Source organism: Desulfosporomusa polytropa, assembly GCF_055380075.1.
Map to the genome: position 1 here is coordinate 2,241,286 of NZ_AP042400.1, position 23,802 is coordinate 2,265,087.

Consider the following 23,802-nt stretch of genomic DNA (forward strand, 5'->3'; position numbering starts at 1 on the left):
CTTGGTTTTATTTTATCCTATATGCTAATCATTTATCAAGATATTACTTAGGTATGTATCTACCTACATATTCAAATTTTGCTTTTTCCGTATATCTCTTAATAAACTCTGTTTTTGCTTCTGTGTATCCATCTCTGTTGTGCTCGTATTCTTTCCATAATTTCAGTTTGAGGTTTCCATACTGGACGGCGACATCAGGATAATCTGTTAGATAATCTCTAAAATATAATTCATCCCAATCGCCTAGATACCTAATATGAAGATGATATACTTTTTCAGCAAATCCATCTGGTGTATATCCTTTATTAAAGACAAGTCTCAAATCCGGCTCGCACTTACTTGACATAAGTATCCAGCCATTAGTTTTCAGGATTTCAATTAGAGTTGCACTTTGGCAGTTATTCCCTATTTCCAATAAAATATCCACAGTTGGCTTTGAAAGCAGTCCTTCTACCGCACTGCTTCCGATATGGTTGATACGTTTTATATACTCATTGTTTATCCAATTAAAAAGTTGTCTTTCTTCGATTTTATACCATTCTTTATATTGGGGATTGTGCTCTTTTAGGATAATGGGAAACAACTCCCACAATTCTTTCAATGACATCTCTGATAAGTCTTTTTTCATGTTTACCACCTTATCAGTAGGTTTGTAAAAGGTTACTGCTCCAAGAGATGATTTTATCGTAATATAAGACTAAATCCGTCCCATCCATTGCAGTTAGCTTTTTTCTATCCATACAAATATTCAGTATCTCTTTATCTATCCCATTTAAATGTTTTTCCAGATCTGTCTTGCTGCTTATATATTGATTTGTTTCATCAAAATATTTGGCTTGCAAAATAAAAAATGCCGATTTGTAAAGTGCCGATAACATTTCGGTACTCTCTTCATAGATAAAATTATGGCAGCACTCATGATACAAATTGCACGCACCTATTTTTATAGCACGTTTAACATCCTCTTTGTTAATGAGCGGCAGCAAATAATCTATGCTGCCATAGATTGGTTGCGTATCATAATAGAATTGAAATAAATCAGATTTTTCCCAACTTGAAATTTCACTTTGTCCGGAAATAAATCCGCAAGCTTTTTCCTTATAAGGCATTTGGGAAATTATAGTTCGATATTTTTTCAAATCTTTCATAGTTAGTTCATTCAAGATAACTACAATATCTATATCACTACTATCACTCGCTTCTTTTCGTTTGTAGCTTCCTTGCAAGCCGATAAAAGTAACCCTATCCCCATATTCATTTTTTATTTTTATTACAAGTTCATCTATCCAATCATCTATAAAGAAGGACATTTCTCACCTCATATGATATTAAGGAACCTTGTGCTAAAGTGGCTCAAATTCTGTTTCGACGTTCTCGCTTTGTTTGGCATTTGAATCATATTTACACATCCCCCATTTTGCAGCGGTTCATTTTTTTCTACAGCCCAAATATATTGGCAATATCCTTCTCCGAAATTTCCCGCCTGCTTTTTTTGCCGACGTTTTTCATCATACTGGCCAGTTTCTGTTCCATGGATTTTCTGACCAGTTCCTGCCCATCCAATGCCCTGAGCTCAAAAAACAGCATGGGATTTACATCCAATCTAGCCCCAATCCCGTACAGCACCGCGGCGACATGCTTGCACATGCTGGCCGAGTCAGGGCAACTGCAGCCAAAATGGATTTCTTTCGGAGCCGGAAACAATCCATACTTCTTCTCGGTGAACAAAACCTCCAGGTCTTGGGGAAATTTTCCTTCAATCAATTGTTCCAGCGAATCGATCCGATGATTGCACAAGGCCGTGACCTGTTCCCATTTCTCACCACTTAAAGCATCGATCCGAATCGCAACCTCATAGGGCCTAGAACCGCTGCCCTGCACAAGGGCCTCTACCTTGCCCTTGGATATCTTCAAATTCAGGACGGCATGATTCCTCACATAGCTTTTGCCCCGACCGATTCGATTGTCATAGTCCGCATAACTCTCAAGATTCTTGTTCCATGCCTTTCCCCACCAGTTTTTAGCCAGTGTTCTGCCTTCAATGATTACAGGTTCGATAGCAGGATCTTTCTTCTTCAGTTTCGCCAGAGCCTTGGTCGCCTTTTCCCTTTTCTCCGCCACGGATATATACTCTGGAAATCCATAATACCCCATTATGCATCACCGCCCAAAGCAAATATCTTCAGCAACTCTGCGTTGTTGTACTCTGTAATCCACTGCTCACCACCAGCGACCAGGAGTTCTCCCGATAATTTCTGTTTTTCCTGGATAATGGCGTCAATCTTTTCTTCGATCGTGCCTGTTGTAACAAATTTGTGTACCATGACATTCCTGGTCTGGCCGATACGAAACGCTCGGTCTGTTGCCTGATTTTCAACAGCCGGATTCCACCACCTGTCAAAATGAATCACATGGTTGGCTGCCGTGAGATTAAGGCCCACACCGCCGGCCTTGAGAGACAGAACCATATACGGCACATAACGCTCGCCGTTAAACTGTTCTACCATCTCGTTCCTTCTTTTCACCGAGGTACCGCCATGAAGCACGAACCCCTCTTTGCCAAATATACTCCGGAGAAACTCTGAAATCGGCTCCGTCATCTCCCGGAACTGGGTGAAAATGAGAACCCGTTCTCTTTTTTCACGGATGGTTTCACAGATTTCACGCAATTGTTCAAACTTTCCGCTATGCTCCGGTTTAAATTCTTCCCGGCCCAAATAATGATCCGGATGATTGCAGATTTGCTTGAATTTCATGATGCTTGCCAGCACCAGCCCCTTGCGCTCCATCCCTTCCGCTGCTTCCAGTTTTTCCGCAATCTGTCCGAGCAGTTGCCTGTAGAGGACAATCTGCTTCTGGGACAAGGTGGTGTAGGCGTTCATTTCCAGTTTGTCCGGCAAATCCGCAATAATGCTTTTATCGGTTTTCAGTCTGCGCAGCATGAAGGGCTGAATCATCTTGCGCAGCTTGGTATAGCCGATCGCGTGCTTTGCCAGCCTTTTTGTAAAGTCAGTAAATTCTTTGCTTGTTCCCAGCAATCCCTGATTCAAAAAATCAAACAACGACCACAGGTCACCCAATCTATTTTCAATCGGCGTCCCCGTCATGGCTATCCTCATTTTAGCGGGAATGGCCTTCACTGCCTTGGTCTGCTTGCTGCCAGGATTCTTTATGGCTTGCGCCTCATCGATAATAAGGCAATCCCATTGCCGGTCTTTTAATGCTTCCAGGCGGACTGCCATCCCATAGGTGGTAATGTATAAAAACGCTCCGTCCCTGAGCTGAATGGTTTCCGAACTTTTTAAATCGCTTTTGTGGAGTATCTGATATGGCATCTTTGGCGCAAATTTTTCGATTTCCTTTTGCCAGTTGCCGATGAGCGACGCTGGCAGGATCAGCAGTGCCTGCCCTCCGCTGTGAATCCGTTGGTATTCCAAAAAGGCAATCATCTGCACTGTTTTACCAAGTCCCATGTCATCCGCCAAACAGGCGCCAAAACCAAATTTCGACATCTGGGTTAGCCAGTGATACCCAGTTTCCTGATAGGCGCGCAAGTTCGCGTGAAACGAAGGCTCTACGCCGACTTTTTGCATGGCAGCGGGGTGAGTCAAGGTTTCCTTCATGGTTCTGAACCATTGTCCGTTCGTAACCGAAACAGTAAGCTCATCACCTGAAATATCCAGCAGCCTGCCTAGGTTAAGTTCCAGCCGCATGGTCTCTCCAAGCGACAAGGATTGGTTGCTTGACAGCTCTTTAGCCTTTTCAAAAGCTTGCAGAACCGCTGCCAATTTTCTTTTGTCTATTTCAACCCATTTGCCTTTATATTGAACCATTCCCTCCGCCATGGTCAAAAAAGCCCTCAATTCCTGCTCGGTGAGCACTTCATCGCCTACGGTGAGCGTTGGCAAAAAGTCCATAATGGCCTTCAGCCCTACTTTGGACGGTTCTTTTTCGCCCACTGTGATCGACATTCGAATCGAGTTGCTGCTTTTACGCCACCAATCAGGCACTCTGCACAGAATCCCGGCTTCTTCATATAATGTCGTCTCCTTTAAGACAGTATATGCCTCTTCGGTTGTAAGCTTAAGCGGCGAGAACAGTTCCCCGCTTTCTAGCAGTTCTGAAATGAAAGCACTCTTTTCGGCTGCCTTGATGACCGTCGAAATAAGCGACAACAATTTCCTTGCATCCCCGTCGAATTCTTTTAACGCATTTTTCAGTGGGGTATGAATTGCCCGCTTGCTTTTGACCGGTTTTGTCGAATAAGTCGCCATAAAGGCAAATGGGTGCTGCTCCGCTTGATTCTCGACCAAATGAAAAAACACCCTGCCCGCCACATTGATGTTGGCATTATGATCGGTAAAATATCGTGCGACGGTCCCGTCATATGTTTTTATTTCCCGTTTGAATACAGCCAAGAGTGATTTCCACACCGCTTGAATCCAGTCGTCGTCTACATATTCCATCCCAATGACAAAGGGCAGTTCTTCCTTGAGTTTATACAGCTCGTCGTCCGTCAAATCCACTTGAACGGCATCCCGGTTAAACTCTATTTCGGGCTGTTGGCTCAGCTTTTTCAGCAGCAATTCCGCAAGATGATGAAGATATTCGAGGGAAGGCGAAAACCATGGCTCCTTTTTATTAAAGCCAAGCTGAAACAGGGCGCTATATTTATCGTCTTCAAACGCCGTTATCCACTTTTTTAGCCCATCCGCCGGTTGAATAGGCAGATCATCAACAACAAAGTCCTTCGGCAAAAAACAGGCGTTCAATACTTGTGTTTCTTGTGTTTTGGGTCGTGCCATCAGCAATGTTCCCCTCTTTCAAAAATTTTGGAGATAAACCTGTTATTATTATATCAAACTGCATTTAATCTCAGTGAAAACAAGATAATATACCCACTCATTCCGTCCGATAATAGCACTTCATGTAAAAATAACCATAACTTACTGTAAAAGTAAGTATGGTTATTTTTCTTTACCTATTCGACTTTATCCTGCAATTATAAACAAATATCTTTAACCTTAACCAATCCGACTACCAGTATAAGAATACATGCTAGTTAAATTAAGCTAATCACTCCTTATAACCTTGGTTGTAGCGCCTCTGCAATAAGATGCGTTTCGTAAGTTAACACCCCACTCGCCAACAACAAGGCTAGATAGGCAATCCCGATCTTTAGTCGAAACCCTGGATCAGTGTCATAATAGGAGTCATTGCGATGCTTCCAGAACTCCCATGCACGATGAATAGCTGCCAACAAAACTAATACTAAGATCGGGCTAAAGCTAAACCAAATAAGAAGCCCAATCAAGGGAATTCCCAAAAACCAAATATATGGAGATACCGCACTAGCAATCCGCCCGCCATCAAGCGGCGAAGCCGGTATGAGGTTAAATAACGTCAGGAGATACCCAGTAAAAGCCAGCGAGAAAAGCAGCGTTGACTGAAATACATAAGCAGCTGTATGAACAACACCTGCTGCTAAAAAACCAAACAGCGGCCCACCATAGGCAATAATACTTTCAGTTGCTGCATCCTTAGGGGGTTCCTTAATACCAATTAACGCTCCTAAAAAAGGGATAAAGACTGGAGCCGTTACAGGGATGTTTTGCCGTTTTGCAGCATACATATGCCCATATTCGTGGACTGCAATAAGCGAGACAAAACCGACCGCCCACCAAATACCGTAAAACCAAGCATACACACCAATCATCGCAAACATAGATACTGTTGTAAGCCCAAACTTACTAAACTTAAACAAGAAAAAGATTCCCTGAAGAAAACTCAGAATAGTCTTCCATTTTAATATAGCCAGCAGAACAGTAACCGCCCCGCCTAACCCGAATCTCTTGTACCATGGCTTACGCGAAGGTGGCGGGGGAGTATTATCCAGCAACTCTTTCATTTCGTCTTCTCTATTCAAAGCATTACCTCAATTCTTTATCAATACTCTTGCTAATTCGTGCATATTTTAACAAAAATTTTCGCTGTTACGAGTGTTACGGGTGATAACTCGCTCCATGTCACTAGAAACGACGAACTTTAAATAACGATCTGAAGGAACAGCCATCACAGTTTTATAGCTTGCATCGTTAATAGTTCGCAGAACTGTCCGTTCGTTTACACTTCTGCTATTGCCTAATTTCTTGAAAAAGGCTCTAATTTGAATTAGGTGGAAATTAAAAAGTCGCCGTGACCTGAAAGTGTTCGAGCACTTCCAGGCACGCGCAAAGGTGAACAGCACCTACACGTAACAGCCAGGCTGTCCACGACGACATGTCTATTATACAATGGGGTTCCTCTGAAAACAAGCAGCGGAGCCGGTGTAATGGATGTTGCCGGCTGGATGCGGACTGTGTGTGCGACTTAACGCAGCAAATGATTTATCTATCCTCAATACAAAATTGTCAGCGGAAGGGCAAGTATTTGATTACATAGTTGATCGCCTTTCTGTTGCATGCAGCACAGAATATGATTGCCAGTTAAAGGCTATCCTACAAATAAAGAAAACTGACCGTTTCTAACTCAAGCTTAAGGAGTGTTACAGATGGCGATGGAACATAATACCCCGTTAACTTCCGGGGAAATTGGTATACTATGGAATAATTATCAGGTGGACTCCATGTCGCTCTGCGTGGAGAATGTGCACGCCGCGCATGAGCAAGATGCACAAGTACATGCATTAATAGTAGAAACCATAGCTTTTCTAGAAAAAAACATTGCCGAAATGCGCCGAATATTTGAGAAGGAAGAGTTGCCTATACCGGTTGGCTTCACCGATTCTGATGTCAATTTCGCTGCTCCAGCCTTATACTCAAGTATATTCCGTTTACAATATGTTAAATCCAAAGTCAATATCAGAATGGTGGCTAACGGCCTTGCGCTAGCAGGCGTGATCCGCGCTGATGTCCGCAACTTTTACCAAGATGTTTCCATTGCCGTTTTGGATTTGGATAACAAGGTGACTAAACTTTTATTAGAAAGGGGGCTTTACATCCGCGCGCCATATATTGCTGTGGACAAGAGGAGTGAGTTTGTTCAGGGGCAAGACTTTATGGGGTCATTTTTCAGTGCTGGAGAGCGCAACCTGTTGGCACTTGAAATCGGTGTGCTAAATACGAACATACAGAACAATATTATCGGTAAATCTCTGTTAACAGGTTTTGCCCAAACGGCAGAGTCAGCTGTGGTCCGGCAATACATGTGGCAGGGTGTAGAGATTGCCAACAAGCATATCGACATATTAAGTGCTATTTTGCACAAGGAAGATATTCCCGTTCCGACACCTTGGGATTCGGGTGTAACAAGCTCAACTACTGCCCCGTATTCCGACAAACTTATGCTGAGTCATGTAGCCTTCTTGAACCAAGGAGGAATTGCGGCTTGTGGGATAAACACGGCTGCAGCAAGCCGGAAAGACCTCCAGGCAACTTATTTACGGCTTGCTGCAGAAATTGGGCAGTATGCGGCAGACGGGGCGAAGCTTTTGATCGATAACAAATGGATGGAGGAAGCGCCCAAGGTAATTGGTCACCGGGAATTACAATCTCTGCACTAAAAAAGGACTTCCATATTATTAGATTTGCATTTACCAATTCATCCACCTGAAATAACAAAGGGACAGAATGTTGTTTCAAAAATAGCACTCTGTCCCTTTGTTATTTCAGATATACAGATGAACATATGTAACGGCTTACGCTAAGCTCTTTCGTTTCAGCAAATCCATCACCCAGCGTAGCAATACAGTCAGCATAAAATATCCGGGAAACGAATAAATGTGCTTCCATGAGGCAGGGTGGTAAATATCCAGCCAAATAAGCAGCGGCTCGGAAATGAACGAAAACACGAACGCTACAATCATACTTGCAATAGCAAAAGATCGCCATGTCTGGCAGTACTGATATACTGCCATATAGGTGACCGGTAACACTGACACGTCATAGACGATAAATACATCCAGTAAAGGAACAAGGTCATATTTATAGTCCCATGCGTCAGTTTCAACACCGATTGCATCAAGTAATCCAGCTACTAAGCATACCAATAAGCCATACGTCAATATTTCAAAGAACCTCTTCCTGTCAACAAACTTCCACCAAATGATATAAGGGATAATCGTTAGCCCGACCAGTATCCACCACTGATAGGTGAATACGATTGCTCCGAACCAGTTCTGACGCCCCGCGACGTCCGCTGCCGATTGTATTTGCTGTACTTCTTCGTAAGATGGAACTCGGTTCATGTGGTCCCCCTTGTGTTGGTCTTATTATACAGGTTCCTTGGCTGTGGAAAATACTTTCTCCACAGCCAATCTCATTAGTATCGGCAATACAATATAAACTGGCAGGCCGTAATAGAACTTCCAGGAAATAAGTACATATAGTCCAATCGCTTCAAGGATAGGCTCAAAAACGAAAGAAAACACCAGCGCTGTTACAATCGACACAAAGATAAAATCCCGCCACTTCGGATAATACTGATACTCCAGCATATACGTTGAATCCTCCTGTAACAGTTTGATGCCTATGCTTAAGCAAAATAATCATATTACATATACCTATAGCCTTTGTTTTACGAGACCTTCAAAACACGGAAATATAAACGAAAAGAATCCTGGGGTATTTCAATCATATACTAACCTCGCTTCCGTTATATTATTAGTTCCGTCTGTCTTATTATGCACCTATAATCTGCACCACAACATTGCGGCGGCGCGGTCCATCAAACTCACAGAAATAGATTCCTTGCCAAGTACCCAATATCAAATTATTATCCGCAACCGGAACGCTAATGGAGCAACCTACCAACGTACTTTTTACATGAGCAGGAGAGTTCCCCTCCATGTGGCGAAATGGAAGTTTGGGAATCATATCGTTAAGCGCGGCCAACATATCAGTAACCACATCCGGGTCGGCATTTTCATTGATCGTTACGCCCGCTGTGGTGTGAGAAACAAATACTTGGCAAATTCCTTGCTGAATCTGACTACGCTTAACCATTTCCTTGACCTTAGCAGTTATATCGATAAAACCTTCCTTCGGAGTATCCAAATAAATTTGTTCCATTGTGTACACCTCTTACTATTAAAAATTCAAGAAAGAATGTGACTATATGATACTTGTAAGTGCTTGCCTTCTCGGCCATCGCACAAGATACGACGGCGGCTCCAACAACATAACGTTGCTTATGGAGCAAGCTAAACATACTCAATTTATCGCTTTTTGCCCAGAGATAATGGGTGGATTACCTACCCCTCGACCCGCTGCAGAAATTACTTCAGGTTCTGGCGATGATGTACTTAATGGCCATAGTGCGGTTCTAGACATAAATGGCAGGGATGTTACCGCCTTCTTTATTTGCGGTGCCAAAAAAAGTGCCCAGCTTGCAGACAAATATAACATTACGGCGGCTATACTAAAGCAACGCAGTCCATCATGTGGGAGCCTCAAAATTTACGATGGTACTTTTAGCCATCAAACTAAACCAGGTATGGGGATAACGGCGGCTATGCTGCATAAATTAGGTATTCCTTTATATTCCGAAGAAGATATTACACCAGAGCTACTGCAAGAACTTCTCAAGTAACCCCAGGGATTTGCCAAATTAGACTAAGTGCACTATACTGATATTATCATAGGAGGTGTCGCCATGTCCAAGAGTAAAAAAACAATAAAATGTGGAACTATCAATCCGAATACACTAAAAATTGCCGGTAAACCGAATCGTGCTATGACCCCGGAAGTCAAATCAGCTTCTATCTGGATTGACCAAAAAAATGACTACTTGCGTCATAAGGAAAAACAAAAAATCCGCCGTTATTCCGATGAATATGGAATAGGGCGGATTTTTTTGTTTTTCCATTCGCTGGATTCAATTCATTAAACGAAAGTAATTTTCCCACAACATCAATTGCTCCACAATTTGATTGTAATAGATTGACTGCTCAATTGGCCATAAACCCTCTATTTCTCAAGAAACCATTTTCCCTCATCACAAAACAGATGCACTTCTTTGCCAGCAATCCGGCAGGTGTACCGCATACCTTGTATGCCAGCTTTTAATGATGCCGCTTGGCGAATATCTAATACACGATCTATCGGGAATTTTCTACCATCTTCCCATATCAGGGAAAGTGGTCTGATTCTACCTTCGAAGTCATGTTGAGCTACTACTTGTATATGTACTTTCCCCACGTAATCACCTACTTAAAATATGATACTGGATGGATAGTATGATCATCCTTCGGATTGAAGCCAGTTAGCTGCCGATCAAGCAGCATGGCGCAGCGTTGGACACTGTAATGTCCAAACCGTTTACGTATAGTATCAATAGTCTGCTCAAGTGTCTCCGCCTCTAGGTTATCACCATCAAATAAATCAATTTGAACATGCCCGTTGGCTGTTACCAAGTCAGCCCCACGCACACCTATGCTGCGGATTGGTTTATCCCAAGTATAGTTTGCCTTAAACAATTCCATAGCCTTTCCGGCAATATCGTTAGATAGGAATGACGGTATCAGGAGTTTACCTTGCCTATCGAAAGAATATAAATCATTGCTTCTCACACTAATAGCAAGTGTCCGGCATTTCAAACCGTGTTTTCTAAGCCGGGCTGCTACGCTTTCGGCCAAAACATAAATGATCAGCTTAACATCCGTATCATTTACCAAATCACGCACTGTTGTGGTACTGTTGCCGACAGATTTAACAATGCTTTCTTCCCCATTCAACCTGACCGGTGCAGAGTCCAAGCCGTTGGCGAAAGACCATAGGGTTTCTCCCCATACCCCCAGAAGAAGCCGCAACCTATGGACATCCCGGTTCGCCAAATCGCCGATTGTGTAAATTCCCCGGTTTTGAAGCTTTTGACGCGTGGATCGGCCAACGTATAACAGTTCACCTACAGGTAGCGGCCAAACCTTATCCCGAAAATTCTCTTCCGTAATGACGGTTGTAGCATCTGGCTTTTTCATGTCGCTGCCGAGTTTGGCAAATATCTTATTCCATGAAACTCCGGCAGATGCGGTGAGACCTAACTCTTCCCGAAATCGCTTACGAATCGTGTCGGCAATAGCCGGACCTGAACCGAATAATTTAAGAGAACCAGTTACGTCAACGAAACATTCATCGATACCGAAGCTTTCGATCTGATCCGAATAGTCCGCGTATATCGCCCGAGCCTTTCTGGAGAAACGAAGGTATTTGTGAAAGTCAGCCGACAGAGTCACTAATCCCGGACATTTTAGCCTAGCTTCCCAGATTACGTCACCTGTTTTTACACCAGCTTTCTTCGCCATTTCGCTCTTTGCTAGCACTATACCGTGACGGGCTTCGGCATCACCGCACACAGCAACTGGCTTGTCTCGAAGCTCCGGCCTATGAATCAATTCAACGGAGGCATAAAACGAATTTAGGTCTACATGCAAAATTGTTCGAGACAAAAAAGTGCCTCCTTACATCAGAACATTTGTTTGGTTTTATTATAGAACAAATGTTCTAATGTGTAAAGAGGATGTTACTGGAATATACGCTTGGAAGATAACATCAATTCATTAAAAAACTAAACCCCATAGGGTAAGCCTTCTACGGCTCCCTATGGGGTTATTGTCGCTTTTCTACAATATTTCGTTGGAAGTAATCTGTACTGAAAAGTCACCTTTACTTGTCCGTTTAATGACGGCTTTCTTACCGGCACCATCATCCACGGTAATGGCTTGGAGGCTAAATAAACCAATTACTTTACCAGCAATCGATACGTTCTTGACGTAGATGGGTTCCATTGAATCGTTTTCCGGTTGAAGTCGAACACGGCCAGATTCCTTGAAAAAACGCTTTACAGTAGCTTCTTCATCGTCAATCAAAGCTACCACAATATCTCCATTGCTATCCGTGAAGTAATTTATGAGATTGGGAAGATAAATAAATTAGATAACAACGCACATGTTCTTCTTTCACTTTTACCGCCAAAACATTTGCATTAGGAAAATAACAATCAATCCTTCCAGCAGAAAAACAGCTGCAAACGAGCCATTCCATTTCAGCGCTACTTCTCCTGGTTGGCAATCCAAAAGCCGTGACAAAAACAGCACCGTGCCGGCAAAAGGAGAAATCGAATAGGAAATTACCCCTCCCAACAGCATAGAGAGAGCTATTAACACTTCTCTGTGAGGAATAAATACTGTGACACAGAGCAGCTTGCCAATAAGTAGCAAGGAAATAAACGGATGAATTCCGGTATAAGACAGTATAATCAGGAGTGGAGGCACCAGCAGCAAACTATACTGTCCTACCAATCCGGCATTGCTTGCCAGTTCGGCTTGTAAAAAATTCAACACTCCTGCTTGGTCTACCATTTGAGAAAATATCCCCATAGCCATGAATAGTGCGGACATGTCCGATATCGATGTAAGGTTTTTGCGCCAATACTCCCACCAAGCGTCGGAAATTCCCGTCTGATTGATAAAGCAGACTCCCCATATACAGGCTACGATCAGTCCAGCCACGAGTATCCGCGTTGTATTTGTCAGTATATGGCATTGTTCCATTGCAGCGATGATAACAACCAATGCAACGGCAACAACCACCAATGTGATAACTTTCTTGCGGGATGCAGCAAAATTGCCGCTGGCATCCGAAGGCGTATCAATTTTCTGCAGGTTACCAGCTAAACTCTCTTTACGTTCCAACGCAATCGTAGTCAGCACCCCTAACACTGTCAAACCCATTGCAGGCAAAAAGACGTAAAACCAGGGAGCTCCCGTCACTTGTAACGCCAGCATGGCGCTCATCGCCGCCGGTGCCCAGAAGGTTGAAAGAGCAAATCCTCGCGAAACCGCCGTAAAAATAAACCGTTTATAATCAGAGACTATACTTATCAAACTTTCGTGAAAAATAGCATAAATCGTCGGAACAGAGCCAAACCCCAATATTATGCTAAAAAGATAAGTTGCTAATAGCAAAAATAAATGCAGCGAACTTTGTTGTTTGAATTTTGCTTGCAGGTAGTATTTCAGCGCTTGGTCGTACTGGCCGATTTTAACCGGAATAGTGAATATTTGCAGAACAGTCATGATGGCTACAATCGGTAGCATCGAGTTTACGCCGACAACCAAGGCATCGAACGGCAATTTATACAGATAAGCAATAACTACCGCCAAAACCAAAAATATGTACACCGGTTTTTTATAGTAACCGCCTAAGTTAGGTAAAACGCTGACAAGTGCAACCAGCCCCGCAACAAATGTTAACTTGGTAAACAGCGTCGGCGAAAGCGGTGATAATAATATCAATCCCGAAGCTCCAAGAATAGAAATTTTGCAAATTATACTAAACAAAAACCTTCACTTCTCTTCCAAGTTTGTTTCTATATATCCATATTTGATATAAATTGAGATATACTTCCTCCAGACTTACAATATCCAAAATTATACTTCTTGTCAATTCCATCCTTTCTACGTTAAACCCGGAGATACGGTTGGCAAATTGCTGCTAAATATACTACAGATAAAGATGATGTCCGGGAAGTTGTTTATGAGATTAGGAAGATAAATAAATTAGATAATCATGCAAGTGTATGTCCTGAGCAGGCTTTGAAGGTGCCGGTTAGATCTTGAGAGATATATAGTTTAAAATGTAACGCCGCAAAATAGTAGCCATATTAACTGGCTATTACCTTGCGGTGTTTTTATTTGCAGTATTATTGCTGAGTAAAATTTCGTTCCTTCCCGATTGGCACGTCCCCATTGGTATCCAGAAAGGGGTGGATTTTTAATGCAACATACTGACCTCCAAGATAGGTTGCCAGTTAGGGATTGTCGCAATCGATGGAAAGACGATTAACGGGAACTACTTTCCAAGTGTTTTACGGCTCTTGATCTTTTCAATAACCGTGGGATATAATGAAAAATCCGTGTGGGGCAAAAATTTGGCCGCTGACATTTTATTCAGAAAATCCGGTGCCTCAGCTAAGGAAAGATAGACTATACTATTAATTAGCTCTTCTACAACCAATAATTGATCTGCATCTTTTAACAACTTGCAGGCTCCTTTTATAGAGCCGTTTCCCAGCTGAACAAACCTATCTCTGGGAAGGTCAGGATATAACCCAATGGTAATCCCTGACTCAATATTGATGTAGGTTCCAAAGGCTCCAGCCATATATACCCGTTGAATCTTATCCGGTGTAATACCCAATGCATCCACTAAAAACGCTACCATGGTGCTCGCTGCCGCTTTTGTATCCATAAATCTTAAAATATCAGTCTGGCTGAATATTAAGTCTTCATTTAAGGCTGATTCGTACTCCCATGCGTAAACAATGACATATTCTCCGTCCCGCATAACAATTCTCTCTGAGCTGCTGGGAATAAACCGACCCGAGTAATCAATCCAGCCTTCCAGCAACATTTCAGCAAGAAGGTCAACAATCCCTGAACCGCATATACCCACTGGTTTTGCATTCTCTATTGTAGTAATCTTCAACTGATTTTGAACAATCTGGACCGAATCTACCGCCCCCGCTTTCGCCCGCATTCCCTGCTTGCTGATACCGCCTTCCAAGGCAGGTCCTGCCGCACCCGCAACTGAAATCAAAAATTCATTGTTGCCCAAAAGCATTTCGCCGTTTGTTCCAATATCCATAAAGAGAGCCAGTTCACTTTGTTCATACATCTTGGACGCCAACAGCCCGCTGATAATATCGCCACCTATATAATTAGCTATAGAAGGAAAACAGTATACTAATCCATTAAAGGGTAAGCCTATTTCACGGCCAACAAAGAAACCACTCCGGTTAAAAGCGGGCGTATAGGGAGTATAGAAAATAAACCAAGGATCAATCCCCAACAGAAAATGAATCATGGTAGTATTGCCGCCAATAATGAATATACCGCATTTGTCCGGATAAATGCCTGTTGCAGTTTGAATTTTATCCATGAGTTCAATAAAATTCAGCAGCGTACATTGCTGGATTTCCCTTAAATGAGCATCATTATCCTTAACATAAACGATTCGACTAAGGATGTCCTCACCAAAACGGACTTGATGATTGATCACGCTTTCCTCACACAAAATATTTCCAGTATTCAGATCGATCAGCTGCATGGTAACCGTTGTGCTCCCAAGATCAGCTGCATAAGCAAAATTCTTATCTGAAGTATTTCCCCTCTCAATGTTTACAATTTCCCAGGCAAAACCTTTTTGTACCAAGGTAACTGTGAGCTTCCAGTCAAAAGCCCGCAGCAACTTATAGGACAATTTGATGGTTTCAATAGAAATCTGAACCTCTCCATACTCCGGTTTTAAAGCTTGAAGGATTCTGTCAATGTCGGCCACAGAATCTCCGTTACCCGGCGCTCTCAATTCAAGGTATATTTTTTTACAAATTACATTCTTCATAAGTCTTCCTCTTTATGCGTATTATTTAAAGATTACCATCTTTTTACTAATGAAAATAAATCACGAGAATATCTTACTTCAACAACTACCCAACTACAACATAAGCTGTGGATATACCGGTAGAGCCTATCACATCCCATAATTTTAAAGGGTAGACAATGCGATATCCATTTTTCTGATAATCTTCAATACTTCTATATAAAATACCTTCCAATCCCATAAAAACATATATTTCCGTGAAACTAAATTCTGAATGCTACTAATGATATTTCCTAATCATCAAATAAACTACCGCAAATAGTAGCCGTATTAACTGGCTATTCCTTTGCGGTTTTTTATTTTTGCCGTATTATAGCAGAGCAATTTGTACAATTGGTAGTTATCTAATGGTTCATTAACCGCTTCGAGTATATGCTATTACCTAAAATTGCAGTAAATCTATCTCCTTCTGACACTTATCATCAATACGGTCAATTCTCAATAGTAAGGAAACAAAACGTCACCATTGTATCTATTGCCAAATCATAGGAAACAGCAGAAGAACAACCTTTAACAATGTTCTTCCCTTCATATTTTAGCATCCATAGTTGGCAGACTGAAGCCGCTACCCTCGTTTCTTTGTTTTTTGCATATATTTTCTCCAATATGTATAATCCCAAATACGCCTAGTAACCGACAACTCCCTTGGTTTCCTGCTACTTAGTATATAAAAAGTCTGCCAAACATGAATGTTGAACGCCAATTTATCCGCTATATCCTTATATTGCTCTAGCAAAAGAAGTTTTTACGTTCACTCGCAGCAACGCTTTTGCTTACTCTGTTTTCCCCAGCAAAATCATAGTACTTTGCCTATTTTGTTTCAAGACACAACCTCCATCCCCTGTCTTTGCTTATACTTTTTCGCGACACCATACCTTGCGGCCAAAAACCTGGTCGCAAGAGCCACAGGTAATCTATTTGCAATAGTCGATAATGACGTATATGTAAAAGCAGCGTCAACTAAACAATGTTTAGCTGACGCTGCTCTCTAGCAAACTAACCGAAATTCGCCTGAAAGGTAATTACGAAATGCCCTAAGAACATCTAACCGTATTTCTTCTTGTGTAACCAGCCAGTCTGCAAATCCTTTTAGTACACCAGCCTTATTAGCCTCATCGACAATACGCCGGATATCGCTTTTAGAAAGCTTTGCAGGAGTTTCTGCGACTAAATTTAGTAAACTAAGATAACTGATGTTAGAAATGGCCTTACGATTAATTTTAGTCATTTGTATCAGCCTCCAGTTATGCGAATATGTACTTACATTACTATAGTTATAGTTCTTTACCGATTCGGCTTTATCCTGCATAATAAAATAAAATATACCCTTCGCACAATTCCTAAATTAACATAAACTATACGATTGTTAAGAAAAGTATTACAAACCTCAAGACACCGCGAAAATCCTGGATTTATCTATTTACAGAATCCCTTATTATCGAACATAATACTACTATTTTACTATACTTCCTACATCACGAAAACAAAGAGACGGTCAAGACGATTAACTTCATCTCAACCATTCATTGTGGAGAACTTATGAATGCTTCTTGAAGATCTTGTGTGATTTTCGCTACCTAAAATCCTAAAAGTATAACTAAACTTAGATGTGAACACTCTATATTTGAAGCATATAAACACGTAGGAGGTCGCTATGAAATCCAGAAATTTACATTCAAGACTTTTTGTCATCACTATTTTGATCATGGCATTTGTAATCGCTGGTTGCTCCCAGCCACAGAAAAAACCCGACCAAGCACCCACAACTCCAACACCGCAAGCAAGCATAATGGGACAAATGGATCCATCCACTATGATGCAGAATAACCCCGATGCCATGCGAACTGCTATGTCCTCCCCCCAAAACCGCCAAGCAATGATTTCGATGATGAGTTCCCCTCAAATGCAAGCGACAATGACTGAAATGATGAAAGATCCGGCCATGCAACAAAGCATGGTACAAAATATGAGCAACCCGGAGCTACGCGCTTCAATGGTAAAAATGATGTCTGACCCCGCTATGCGCCAACCCATGATTGACATCATGGCCGATCCTTCTATGAAAGACACATTTAAGTCGATGATCAAAGACCCTCGACTTGCTCCAATTGCTAGAGAGACAATCAAACAATAATTAATGAGCTATTAATAAAAGACGAATCAGGTAGTGCGATTAACTTTATCACGACAATATGCCCCTGTCGCCTAAGCATCCTGCTTAAGTAACGGGGGCATATTTTTTTGCTAGCAAACTATAATAATATTTGTCCGGCAACATCGTTTATATAAAAAACACCCTCACTTCTTTAGTAAACGATGGGTGTTTTTCTGGAGCGGGTGAAGGGAATCGAACCCTCGTAGCTAGCTTGGGAAGCTAAGTCCGTTGCCTTACCGACTTGGCTGCGCCCCTCCCTATATCATTAAGTTGGGGTGACTGGAGGGTCTCGAACCCTCGAATACCGGAGCCACAATCCGGCGTGTTAACCGCTTTAAGCAGGGAACCAGGTTATTAGGAGCATAGCAACGCAAGAACCTGCGTGAGTCGCTTAGTTACGAGCGATAGCAAGTAACTTCCTATCAATTCACTTAACGGATTAGATTATAAATGCCAAGCGAGTTGTCTCGTTTGGCATTTTCTTCATGGTTGCGGGAACAGGACTTGAACCTGTGACCTTCGGGTTATGAGCCCGACGAGCTACCAACTGCTCCATCCCGCGATGTGTTCGACATTCGACTGTCGATTTACGACTTTCGATATGTCTATTTATGAAGGTTTGTTCCTTCAAAACTTCACAGAAGAAAGACTGCGCATTAGGATTTACTGCTGTTTGCACTTCATGCAAACAAGGTTTTCACGCTGTATAAACGTCTCGCACAAAAGTTTCTGCTCGCTATCGCTCACAAATTTTTGGCTCGCTTGTTTAAGTCAAGTCCTCGGCCTATTAGTACCAGTCAGCTGCATGGATTACTCCACTTCCACATCTGGCCTATCTACCTTGTAATCTGCAAGGGGCCTTACTTCTTTCGAATGACAGACCTCATCTTAAGGCTGGTTTCACGCTTAGATGCTTTCAGCGTTTATCCTTTCCGAACGTAGCTACCCAGCTCTACTCCTGGCGGAATAACTGGTACACCATTGGTTCGTCCACTCCGGTCCTCTCGTACTAGGAGCAGTTCCCTTCAAGTCTCTTACGCCCGCGATGGATAGGGACCGAACTGTCTCACGACGTTCTGAACCCAGCTCACGTACCACTTTAATGGGCGAACAGCCCAACCCTTGGGACCTACTTCAGCCCCAGGATGTGATGAGCCGACATCGAGGTGCCAAACCTCCCCGTCGATATGGACTCTTGGGAGAGATTAGCCTGTTATCCCCAGGGTAGCTTTTATCCGTTGAGCGATGGCCCTTCCACTCGGTACCACCGGATCACTAAGCCCGACTTTCGTCCCTGCTCGACTTGTAGGTCTTGCAGTCAAGCTCCCTTCTGCCTTTACACTCTTCGCGCGATTTCCATCCGCGCTGAGGGAACCTTTGGGCGCCTCCGTTACTCTTTCGGAGGCGACCGCCCCAGTCAAACTGCCCGCCTGACACTGTCCTCAGTTTCGTTACTTCTTGAGTTAGAATTCCAGTAAATAAAGGGTGGTATCCCAACATTGACTCCAACAAGACTTGCGTCCTATTCTCTCAGTCTCCCACCTATCCTGTACATCATTTACCAAAACTCAATGTCAGGTTGCAGTAAAGCTCCATGGGGTCTTTCTGTCCAGTCGCGGGTAACCTGCATCTTCACAGGTATTTCAATTTCACCGGGTCCCTCGTTGAGACAGTGCCCAAGTCGTTACACCTTTCGTGCGGGTCGGAACTTACCCGACAAGGAATTTCGCTACCTTAGGACCGTTATAGTTACGGCCGCCGTTTACCGGGGCTTCAATTCACAGCTTCGATTGCTCTAACCGCTCCTCTTAACCTTCCGGCACCGGGCAGGTGTCAGCACCTATACGTCAGCTTTCGCTTTAGCAGGCACCTGTGTTTGTGGTAAACAGTCGCTTGGGCCTCTTTTTTGCAACTCATTTTCGCTTCAACCGTTTCAAGTTTACACGATATATAAGCTCCCCTTTTCCCGAAGTTACGGGGACATTTTGCCGAGTTCCTTAACGAGGGTTCTCCCGCGCACCTTAGGATTCTCTCCCCGCCTACCTGTGTCGGTTTACGGTACGGGCACCTATTATCTCACTAGAAGCTTTTCTTGACAGTGTGGGATCAATCAATTCACCGTTATCGCTAACAGCTACCCATTACTTCTCAGGTTCAAGTTGTGCGGATTTGCCTACACAACACCCTACAAGCTTAGACGCGAATTTCCATCCTCGCGCTCATTTACCCTGCTGTGTCACTCCATCGCTCAAACGACTTTAGGTGGTACTGGATTTTTAACCAGTTGTCCATCGCCTACGCATCTACGCCTCGGCTTAGGTCCCGACTTACTCTGAGCGGACGATCCTTCCTCAGAAAACCTTAGGCTTTCGGTGGACAAGATTCTCACTTGTCTTTTCGCTACTCATACCGGCATTCTCACTTCTTATCAGTCCACATGTCCTTACGGTCATGCTTCGCTCCGATAAGAACGCTCCCCTACCCATGTCGTTAGACATGCCATAGCTTCGGTTCCGTGCTTTAGCCCCGGACATCTTCGGCGCACAATCTCTCGACCAGTGAGCTATTACGCACTCTTTAAATGGTGGCTGCTTCTAAGCCAACATCCTGGTTGTTTCGGAAATTCCACATCCTTTGCCACTTAGCACGGCATTGGGGACCTTAGCTGATGGTCTGGGCTGTTTCCCTTTTGACTACGGATCTTATCACTCGCAGTCTGACTCCCAGGTTAAAGTATATCCATTCGTAGTTTGACAAGGTTCAGTAATCTATAAGACCCCTAGCCCTATCAGTGCTCTACCGTCTATACTCATTACCTGAGGCTAGCCCTAAAGCTATTTCGGGGAGAACCAGCTATCTCCGCGTTCGATTGGCATTTCACCCCTATCCACAACTCATCCCAAAGCTTTTCAACGCTCACGGGTTCGGTCCTCCACGCATTTTTACCTGCGCTTCAACCTGGCCATGGATAGATCACTGCGGTTTCGGGTCTACAATAACTAACTATCGCCCTATTTAGACTCGCTTTCGCTTCGGCTCCATGTTTTCCACTTAACCTCGCTAGTTACTGTAACTCGCCGGTTCATTCTTCAATAGGCACGCCGTTGACCACATAAGGGTCTTCGACTGCTTGTAGACATACGGTTTCAGGTTCTCTTTCACTCCCCTCCCGGGGTGCTTTTCACCTTTCCCTCACGGTACTATGCGCTATCGGTCGCCAAGGAGTATTTTGCCTTGGAGGGTGGTCCCCCCTGCTTCCCACAGGGTTCCTCGTGTCCCGTGGTACTCTGGATTCTGATCCTCAAGCTCGATCTTTCGCTTACAGGGCTGTTACCTTCTGTGGCCTACCTTTCCAGGTAGTTCGACTAGATCTAGCTTGATTTATATCAGTCCGCAACCCCAAAGAGCAAAGCTCTCTGGTTTGGGCTCTTCCCCGTTCGCTCGCCGCTACTTAGGGAATCTCAATTGATTACTTTTCCTCCGGGTACTTAGATGTTTCAGTTCCCCGGGTGCCCTCCTAACTTACGTTAGGTGACGGTGCATTACCACCGCCGGGTTCCCCCATTCGGAAATCCAGGAGTCAAAGCTTGCTTGCAGCTCTTCCTGGCATATCGGAGCTTACCCCGTCCTTCGTCGGCTCTTGGCGCCTAGGCATCCGCCGTATGCCCTTACTAACTTGACTTATGCTGCAACTGTCTATAAGCCGCCATCTGCTTCGTTGGTCCTCAGACGTTTTGCTTGCGTACGCTAGTACGCGGCGCGGCAACGTCTTCCGGTCCGCCTCGCAGCTGACACCTTCTAGCCAGTTTCGCCTGCCTTACACTTTGCTTTCGCTAATGCAAGGACTTTTTTTAGAATCCTAATTGCGCTTCGTTAAGTTACTTCACATATTTGCATATGAGAGGTAATTTTACTTTGCTTTCTTCTGTGCAGTTTTCAAGGAACAGTGGAACATCTATAGTATCAGAACCACTTGTATTTTTCAACAAGTAAGTTTTGGCAACTTTCGTTCCAAAACCAGCAACTTCCTAATCTCCCAGGCCGTTTCCAACCAAGTACCTTCGGCGTTTGTAGGCTTAACTACTGTGTTCGGTATGGGAACAGGTGGAGCCCTACAGCTATCGTCACTGGATATTTTGTTTTCAGGAATACTTATGTTATCATAGTCACTTGTGTTTTTCAACAAGTAAGTTTTGGTAACTTGCATTCCCTCAAAACTAAACAATGTAAGAGTATTCATCTGCCAAGATGTGTTCGACCTGGAATTGAGCTCGCTTATATGATGTTCTTCGCTTTCGCTCAGAACTAAGCGATTCGCACAGGTTTCCGCGTCGCTTTCGCTCCTAAAAACCTGGCTCTCTGCTTATCCCTAGAAAGGAGGTGATCCAGCCGCACCTTCCGATACGGCTACCTTGTTACGACTTCACCCCAATCATCGGCCCCACCTTAGACGGCTAGCCCCGGTTCGACATTCGACCTTCGACCTTTGACTTTCGATTGGGTTCTTGCAAGACTTTCGTCTTTCCTTTCGATTGTCGTATGTCGAAAATCCAATGTCGAATCGGTTACCCCACCGGCTTCGGGTGTTGTCAACTTTCGTGGTGTGACGGGCGGTGTGTACAAGGCCCGGGAACGTATTCACCGCAGTATGCTGACCTGCGATTACTAGCGATTCCGACTTCACGGAGGCGAGTTGCAGCCTCCGATCCGAACTGAGAGCTTGTTTATGCGTTTTGCTTGACCTCGCGGTCTTGCTTCGCTTTGTTTAAGCCCATTGTAGTACGTGTGTAGCCCAGGACATAAGGGGCATGATGACTTGACGTCATCCCCGCCTTCCTCCGTCTTGTCGACGGCAGTCTCCCTTGAGTTCCCGACATTACTCGCTGGCAACAAAGGATAAGGGTTGCGCTCGTTGCGGGACTTAACCCAACATCTCACGACACGAGCTGACGACAGCCATGCACCACCTGTTTTCGTGTATCCGAAGATAGGAACTAATCTCTTAGTCTTTCACTCAATGTCAAGCCCTGGTAAGGTTCTTCGCGTTGCGTCGAATTAAACCACATACTCCACCGCTTGTGCGGGCCCCCGTCAATTCCTTTGAGTTTCAACCTTGCGGCCGTACTCCCCAGGCGGGGTACTTATTGCGTTAGCTTGCGGCACAGAGGGGGTCGATACCCTCTACACCTAGTACCCATCGTTTACGGCTAGGACTACCGGGGTATCTAATCCCGTTCGCTCCCCTAGCTTTCGCGCCTCAGTGTCAGACACAGTCCAGAAAGTCGCCTTCGCCACTGGTGTTCCTCCCAATATCTACGCATTTCACCGCTACACTGGGAATTCCACTTTCCTCTCCTGCACTCAAGATTCCCAGTTTCCTGCGCCTATACGGGGTTGAGCCCCGCACTTAGACACACGACTTAAGAATCCACCTACACGCCCTTTACGCCCAATAATTCCGGACAACGCTTGCCACCTACGTATTACCGCGGCTGCTGGCACGTAGTTAGCCGTGGCTTCCTCCTTTGGTACCGTCATTAGAATGCATTATTCACACATCCCACGTTCGTCCCAAACGACAGAGCTTTACAATCCGAAGACCTTCTTCACTCACGCGGCGTTGCTCCGTCAGACTTTCGTCCATTGCGGAAGATTCCCCACTGCTGCCTCCCGTAGGAGTCTGGGCCGTGTCTCAGTCCCAGTGTGGCCGTTCATCCTCTCAGACCGGCTACTGATCGTTGCCTTGGTGAGCCATTACCTCACCAACTAGCTAATCAGACGCAGACCCATCTCTAATCGGTAGCTTATAAATAGAGGCCACCTTTCTTATCTTAGTCATGCGACTAAGATACCACATTCGGTATTAGCACCACTTTCGCGGTGTTGTCCCCAATTTAGAGGCAGGTTGTCTACGCGTTACTCACCCGTTCGCCACTAAGCATCCATTGCTGGATACTCCGTTCGACTTGCATGTGTTAGGCACGCCGCCAGCGTTCGTCCTGAGCCAGGATCAAACTCTCCAATAAAGGTATGCCGTCTATGAGCTTATAAACTTAAATACCATTGCTATCTTAATTAAAGTAGACAAACTACATTAATAGACGCACCAGGCACAAGTTCAAAGTCACAGAGTGACTACATTATATGAAGCCATTTGTTGGCTCTATAAATCAATTTAAAAATTGTTTTTGTGTTGTATGTCGCAAGCGA

General features: G+C 44.0%; 17 protein-coding genes, 1 tRNA gene, 3 rRNA genes and 1 pseudogene. 4 read left to right on the forward strand and 18 right to left on the reverse strand.

The window, feature by feature from the left end; translation table 11 throughout:
• Positions 1–43: 43 nt before the first annotated feature.
• The 5 genes from ACZ449_RS12360 to ACZ449_RS12380 all read right to left on the reverse strand — a co-directional run bounded on the left by ACZ449_RS12360 (position 44) and on the right by ACZ449_RS12380 (position 5,926).
• Positions 44–628 (reverse strand): GrpB family protein, encoded by a 585-nt coding sequence (locus tag ACZ449_RS12360; protein ID WP_464261303.1) that lies wholly within the window; start codon positions 626–628, stop codon positions 44–46.
• Positions 629–641: 13 nt separating this feature from the next.
• The gene (locus ACZ449_RS12365; protein WP_464261304.1) at positions 642–1,310 is read right to left on the reverse strand and encodes a nucleotidyltransferase domain-containing protein; all 669 of its coding nucleotides are present in this window, start codon (positions 1,308–1,310) and stop codon (positions 642–644) included.
• Positions 1,311–1,437: 127 nt separating this feature from the next.
• The gene (locus ACZ449_RS12370; protein ID WP_464261305.1) at positions 1,438–2,154 is read right to left on the reverse strand and encodes an SWIM zinc finger family protein; all 717 of its coding nucleotides are present in this window, start codon (positions 2,152–2,154) and stop codon (positions 1,438–1,440) included.
• A complete protein-coding gene (locus ACZ449_RS12375) occupies positions 2,154–4,805 on the reverse strand; it encodes a DEAD/DEAH box helicase (protein WP_464261306.1) in 2,652 nt (883 codons plus the stop codon). Before ACZ449_RS12375 ends, ACZ449_RS12370 begins: the two co-directional genes overlap by 1 nt.
• A 278-nt stretch (positions 4,806–5,083) precedes the next feature.
• A complete protein-coding gene (locus ACZ449_RS12380; protein ID WP_464261307.1) occupies positions 5,084–5,926 on the reverse strand; it encodes a site-2 protease family protein in 843 nt (280 codons plus the stop codon).
• A gap of 624 nt (positions 5,927–6,550) precedes the next feature.
• Here ACZ449_RS12380 and ACZ449_RS12385 point away from each other — a divergent pair.
• Positions 6,551–7,561, forward strand: coding sequence for a DUF3231 family protein (locus ACZ449_RS12385; protein WP_464261308.1), 1,011 nt, complete (start codon positions 6,551–6,553; stop codon positions 7,559–7,561).
• A gap of 135 nt (positions 7,562–7,696) precedes the next feature.
• Here the strand turns inward: ACZ449_RS12385 and ACZ449_RS12390 are convergent, their stop codons facing one another.
• The 3 genes from ACZ449_RS12390 to ACZ449_RS12400 form a co-directional block, all read right to left on the reverse strand.
• Complete coding sequence (locus ACZ449_RS12390; protein ID WP_464261309.1) at positions 7,697–8,245, reverse strand: CBO0543 family protein; 549 nt, start codon at positions 8,243–8,245, stop codon at positions 7,697–7,699.
• A gap of 24 nt (positions 8,246–8,269) precedes the next feature.
• Positions 8,270–8,494, reverse strand: a complete 225-nt coding sequence (locus tag ACZ449_RS12395; RefSeq protein ID WP_464261310.1) for a hypothetical protein — start codon at positions 8,492–8,494, stop codon at positions 8,270–8,272.
• A gap of 184 nt (positions 8,495–8,678) precedes the next feature.
• The gene (locus ACZ449_RS12400; RefSeq protein ID WP_464261311.1) at positions 8,679–9,068 is read right to left on the reverse strand and encodes a secondary thiamine-phosphate synthase enzyme YjbQ; all 390 of its coding nucleotides are present in this window, start codon (positions 9,066–9,068) and stop codon (positions 8,679–8,681) included.
• A 46-nt stretch (positions 9,069–9,114) separates the two neighbouring features.
• Here ACZ449_RS12400 and ACZ449_RS12405 point away from each other — a divergent pair, with 46 nt between their 5' ends.
• On the forward strand, positions 9,115–9,588 hold the full coding sequence (locus ACZ449_RS12405) for a 2-thiouracil desulfurase family protein (protein ID WP_464261312.1): 474 nt from the start codon (positions 9,115–9,117) through the stop codon (positions 9,586–9,588).
• 63 nt (positions 9,589–9,651) lie between these two features.
• Entirely contained in the window at positions 9,652–9,885 is a 234-nt protein-coding gene (locus tag ACZ449_RS12410) for a hypothetical protein (protein WP_464261313.1), read from the forward strand.
• A gap of 80 nt (positions 9,886–9,965) precedes the next feature.
• Here ACZ449_RS12410 and ACZ449_RS12415 read toward each other — a convergent pair whose 3' ends face one another.
• From ACZ449_RS12415 to ACZ449_RS12440, 6 genes and pseudogenes are all read right to left on the reverse strand, one after another.
• The gene (locus ACZ449_RS12415) at positions 9,966–10,196 is read right to left on the reverse strand and encodes a hypothetical protein (RefSeq protein ID WP_464261314.1); all 231 of its coding nucleotides are present in this window, start codon (positions 10,194–10,196) and stop codon (positions 9,966–9,968) included.
• Between the two features lie 8 nt (positions 10,197–10,204).
• The gene (locus ACZ449_RS12420) at positions 10,205–11,443 is read right to left on the reverse strand and encodes a DNA polymerase Y family protein (RefSeq protein ID WP_464261315.1); all 1,239 of its coding nucleotides are present in this window, start codon (positions 11,441–11,443) and stop codon (positions 10,205–10,207) included.
• A gap of 282 nt (positions 11,444–11,725) precedes the next feature.
• A pseudogene (locus tag ACZ449_RS12425) lies at positions 11,726–11,893 on the reverse strand (LexA family protein); the annotation flags it as partial.
• A 66-nt stretch (positions 11,894–11,959) separates the two neighbouring features.
• Positions 11,960–13,291 carry a hypothetical protein gene (locus tag ACZ449_RS12430; RefSeq protein WP_464261316.1) on the reverse strand — a complete coding sequence of 444 codons (1,332 nt, stop codon included), beginning with the start codon at positions 13,289–13,291 and terminating at the stop codon, positions 11,960–11,962.
• Between the two features lie 556 nt (positions 13,292–13,847).
• Entirely contained in the window at positions 13,848–15,398 is a 1,551-nt protein-coding gene (locus tag ACZ449_RS12435; RefSeq protein WP_464261317.1) for an ASKHA domain-containing protein, read from the reverse strand.
• A gap of 1,027 nt (positions 15,399–16,425) precedes the next feature.
• On the reverse strand, positions 16,426–16,665 hold the full coding sequence (locus ACZ449_RS12440; RefSeq protein WP_464261318.1) for a hypothetical protein: 240 nt from the start codon (positions 16,663–16,665) through the stop codon (positions 16,426–16,428).
• Positions 16,666–17,091: 426 nt separating this feature from the next.
• On the opposite strand from ACZ449_RS12440, the gene ACZ449_RS12445 reads away from it, so the two are divergent.
• Entirely contained in the window at positions 17,092–17,571 is a 480-nt protein-coding gene (locus ACZ449_RS12445; protein ID WP_464261319.1) for a hypothetical protein, read from the forward strand.
• A 507-nt stretch (positions 17,572–18,078) separates the two neighbouring features.
• Here ACZ449_RS12445 and ACZ449_RS12450 read toward each other — a convergent pair.
• The 4 genes from ACZ449_RS12450 to ACZ449_RS12465 form a co-directional block, all read right to left on the reverse strand.
• Positions 18,079–18,154, reverse strand: a tRNA-Met gene (locus ACZ449_RS12450).
• A gap of 205 nt (positions 18,155–18,359) precedes the next feature.
• Positions 18,360–21,274, reverse strand: a 23S ribosomal RNA gene (locus tag ACZ449_RS12455).
• A 333-nt stretch (positions 21,275–21,607) separates the two neighbouring features.
• Positions 21,608–21,724 (reverse strand): 5S ribosomal RNA (rrf, locus tag ACZ449_RS12460).
• 241 nt (positions 21,725–21,965) lie between these two features.
• Positions 21,966–23,618, reverse strand: a 16S ribosomal RNA gene (locus ACZ449_RS12465).
• The 16S, 23S and 5S rRNA genes sit together here with 1 tRNA gene alongside, the layout of an rRNA operon.
• Between the last annotated feature and the right edge of the window lie 184 nt (positions 23,619–23,802).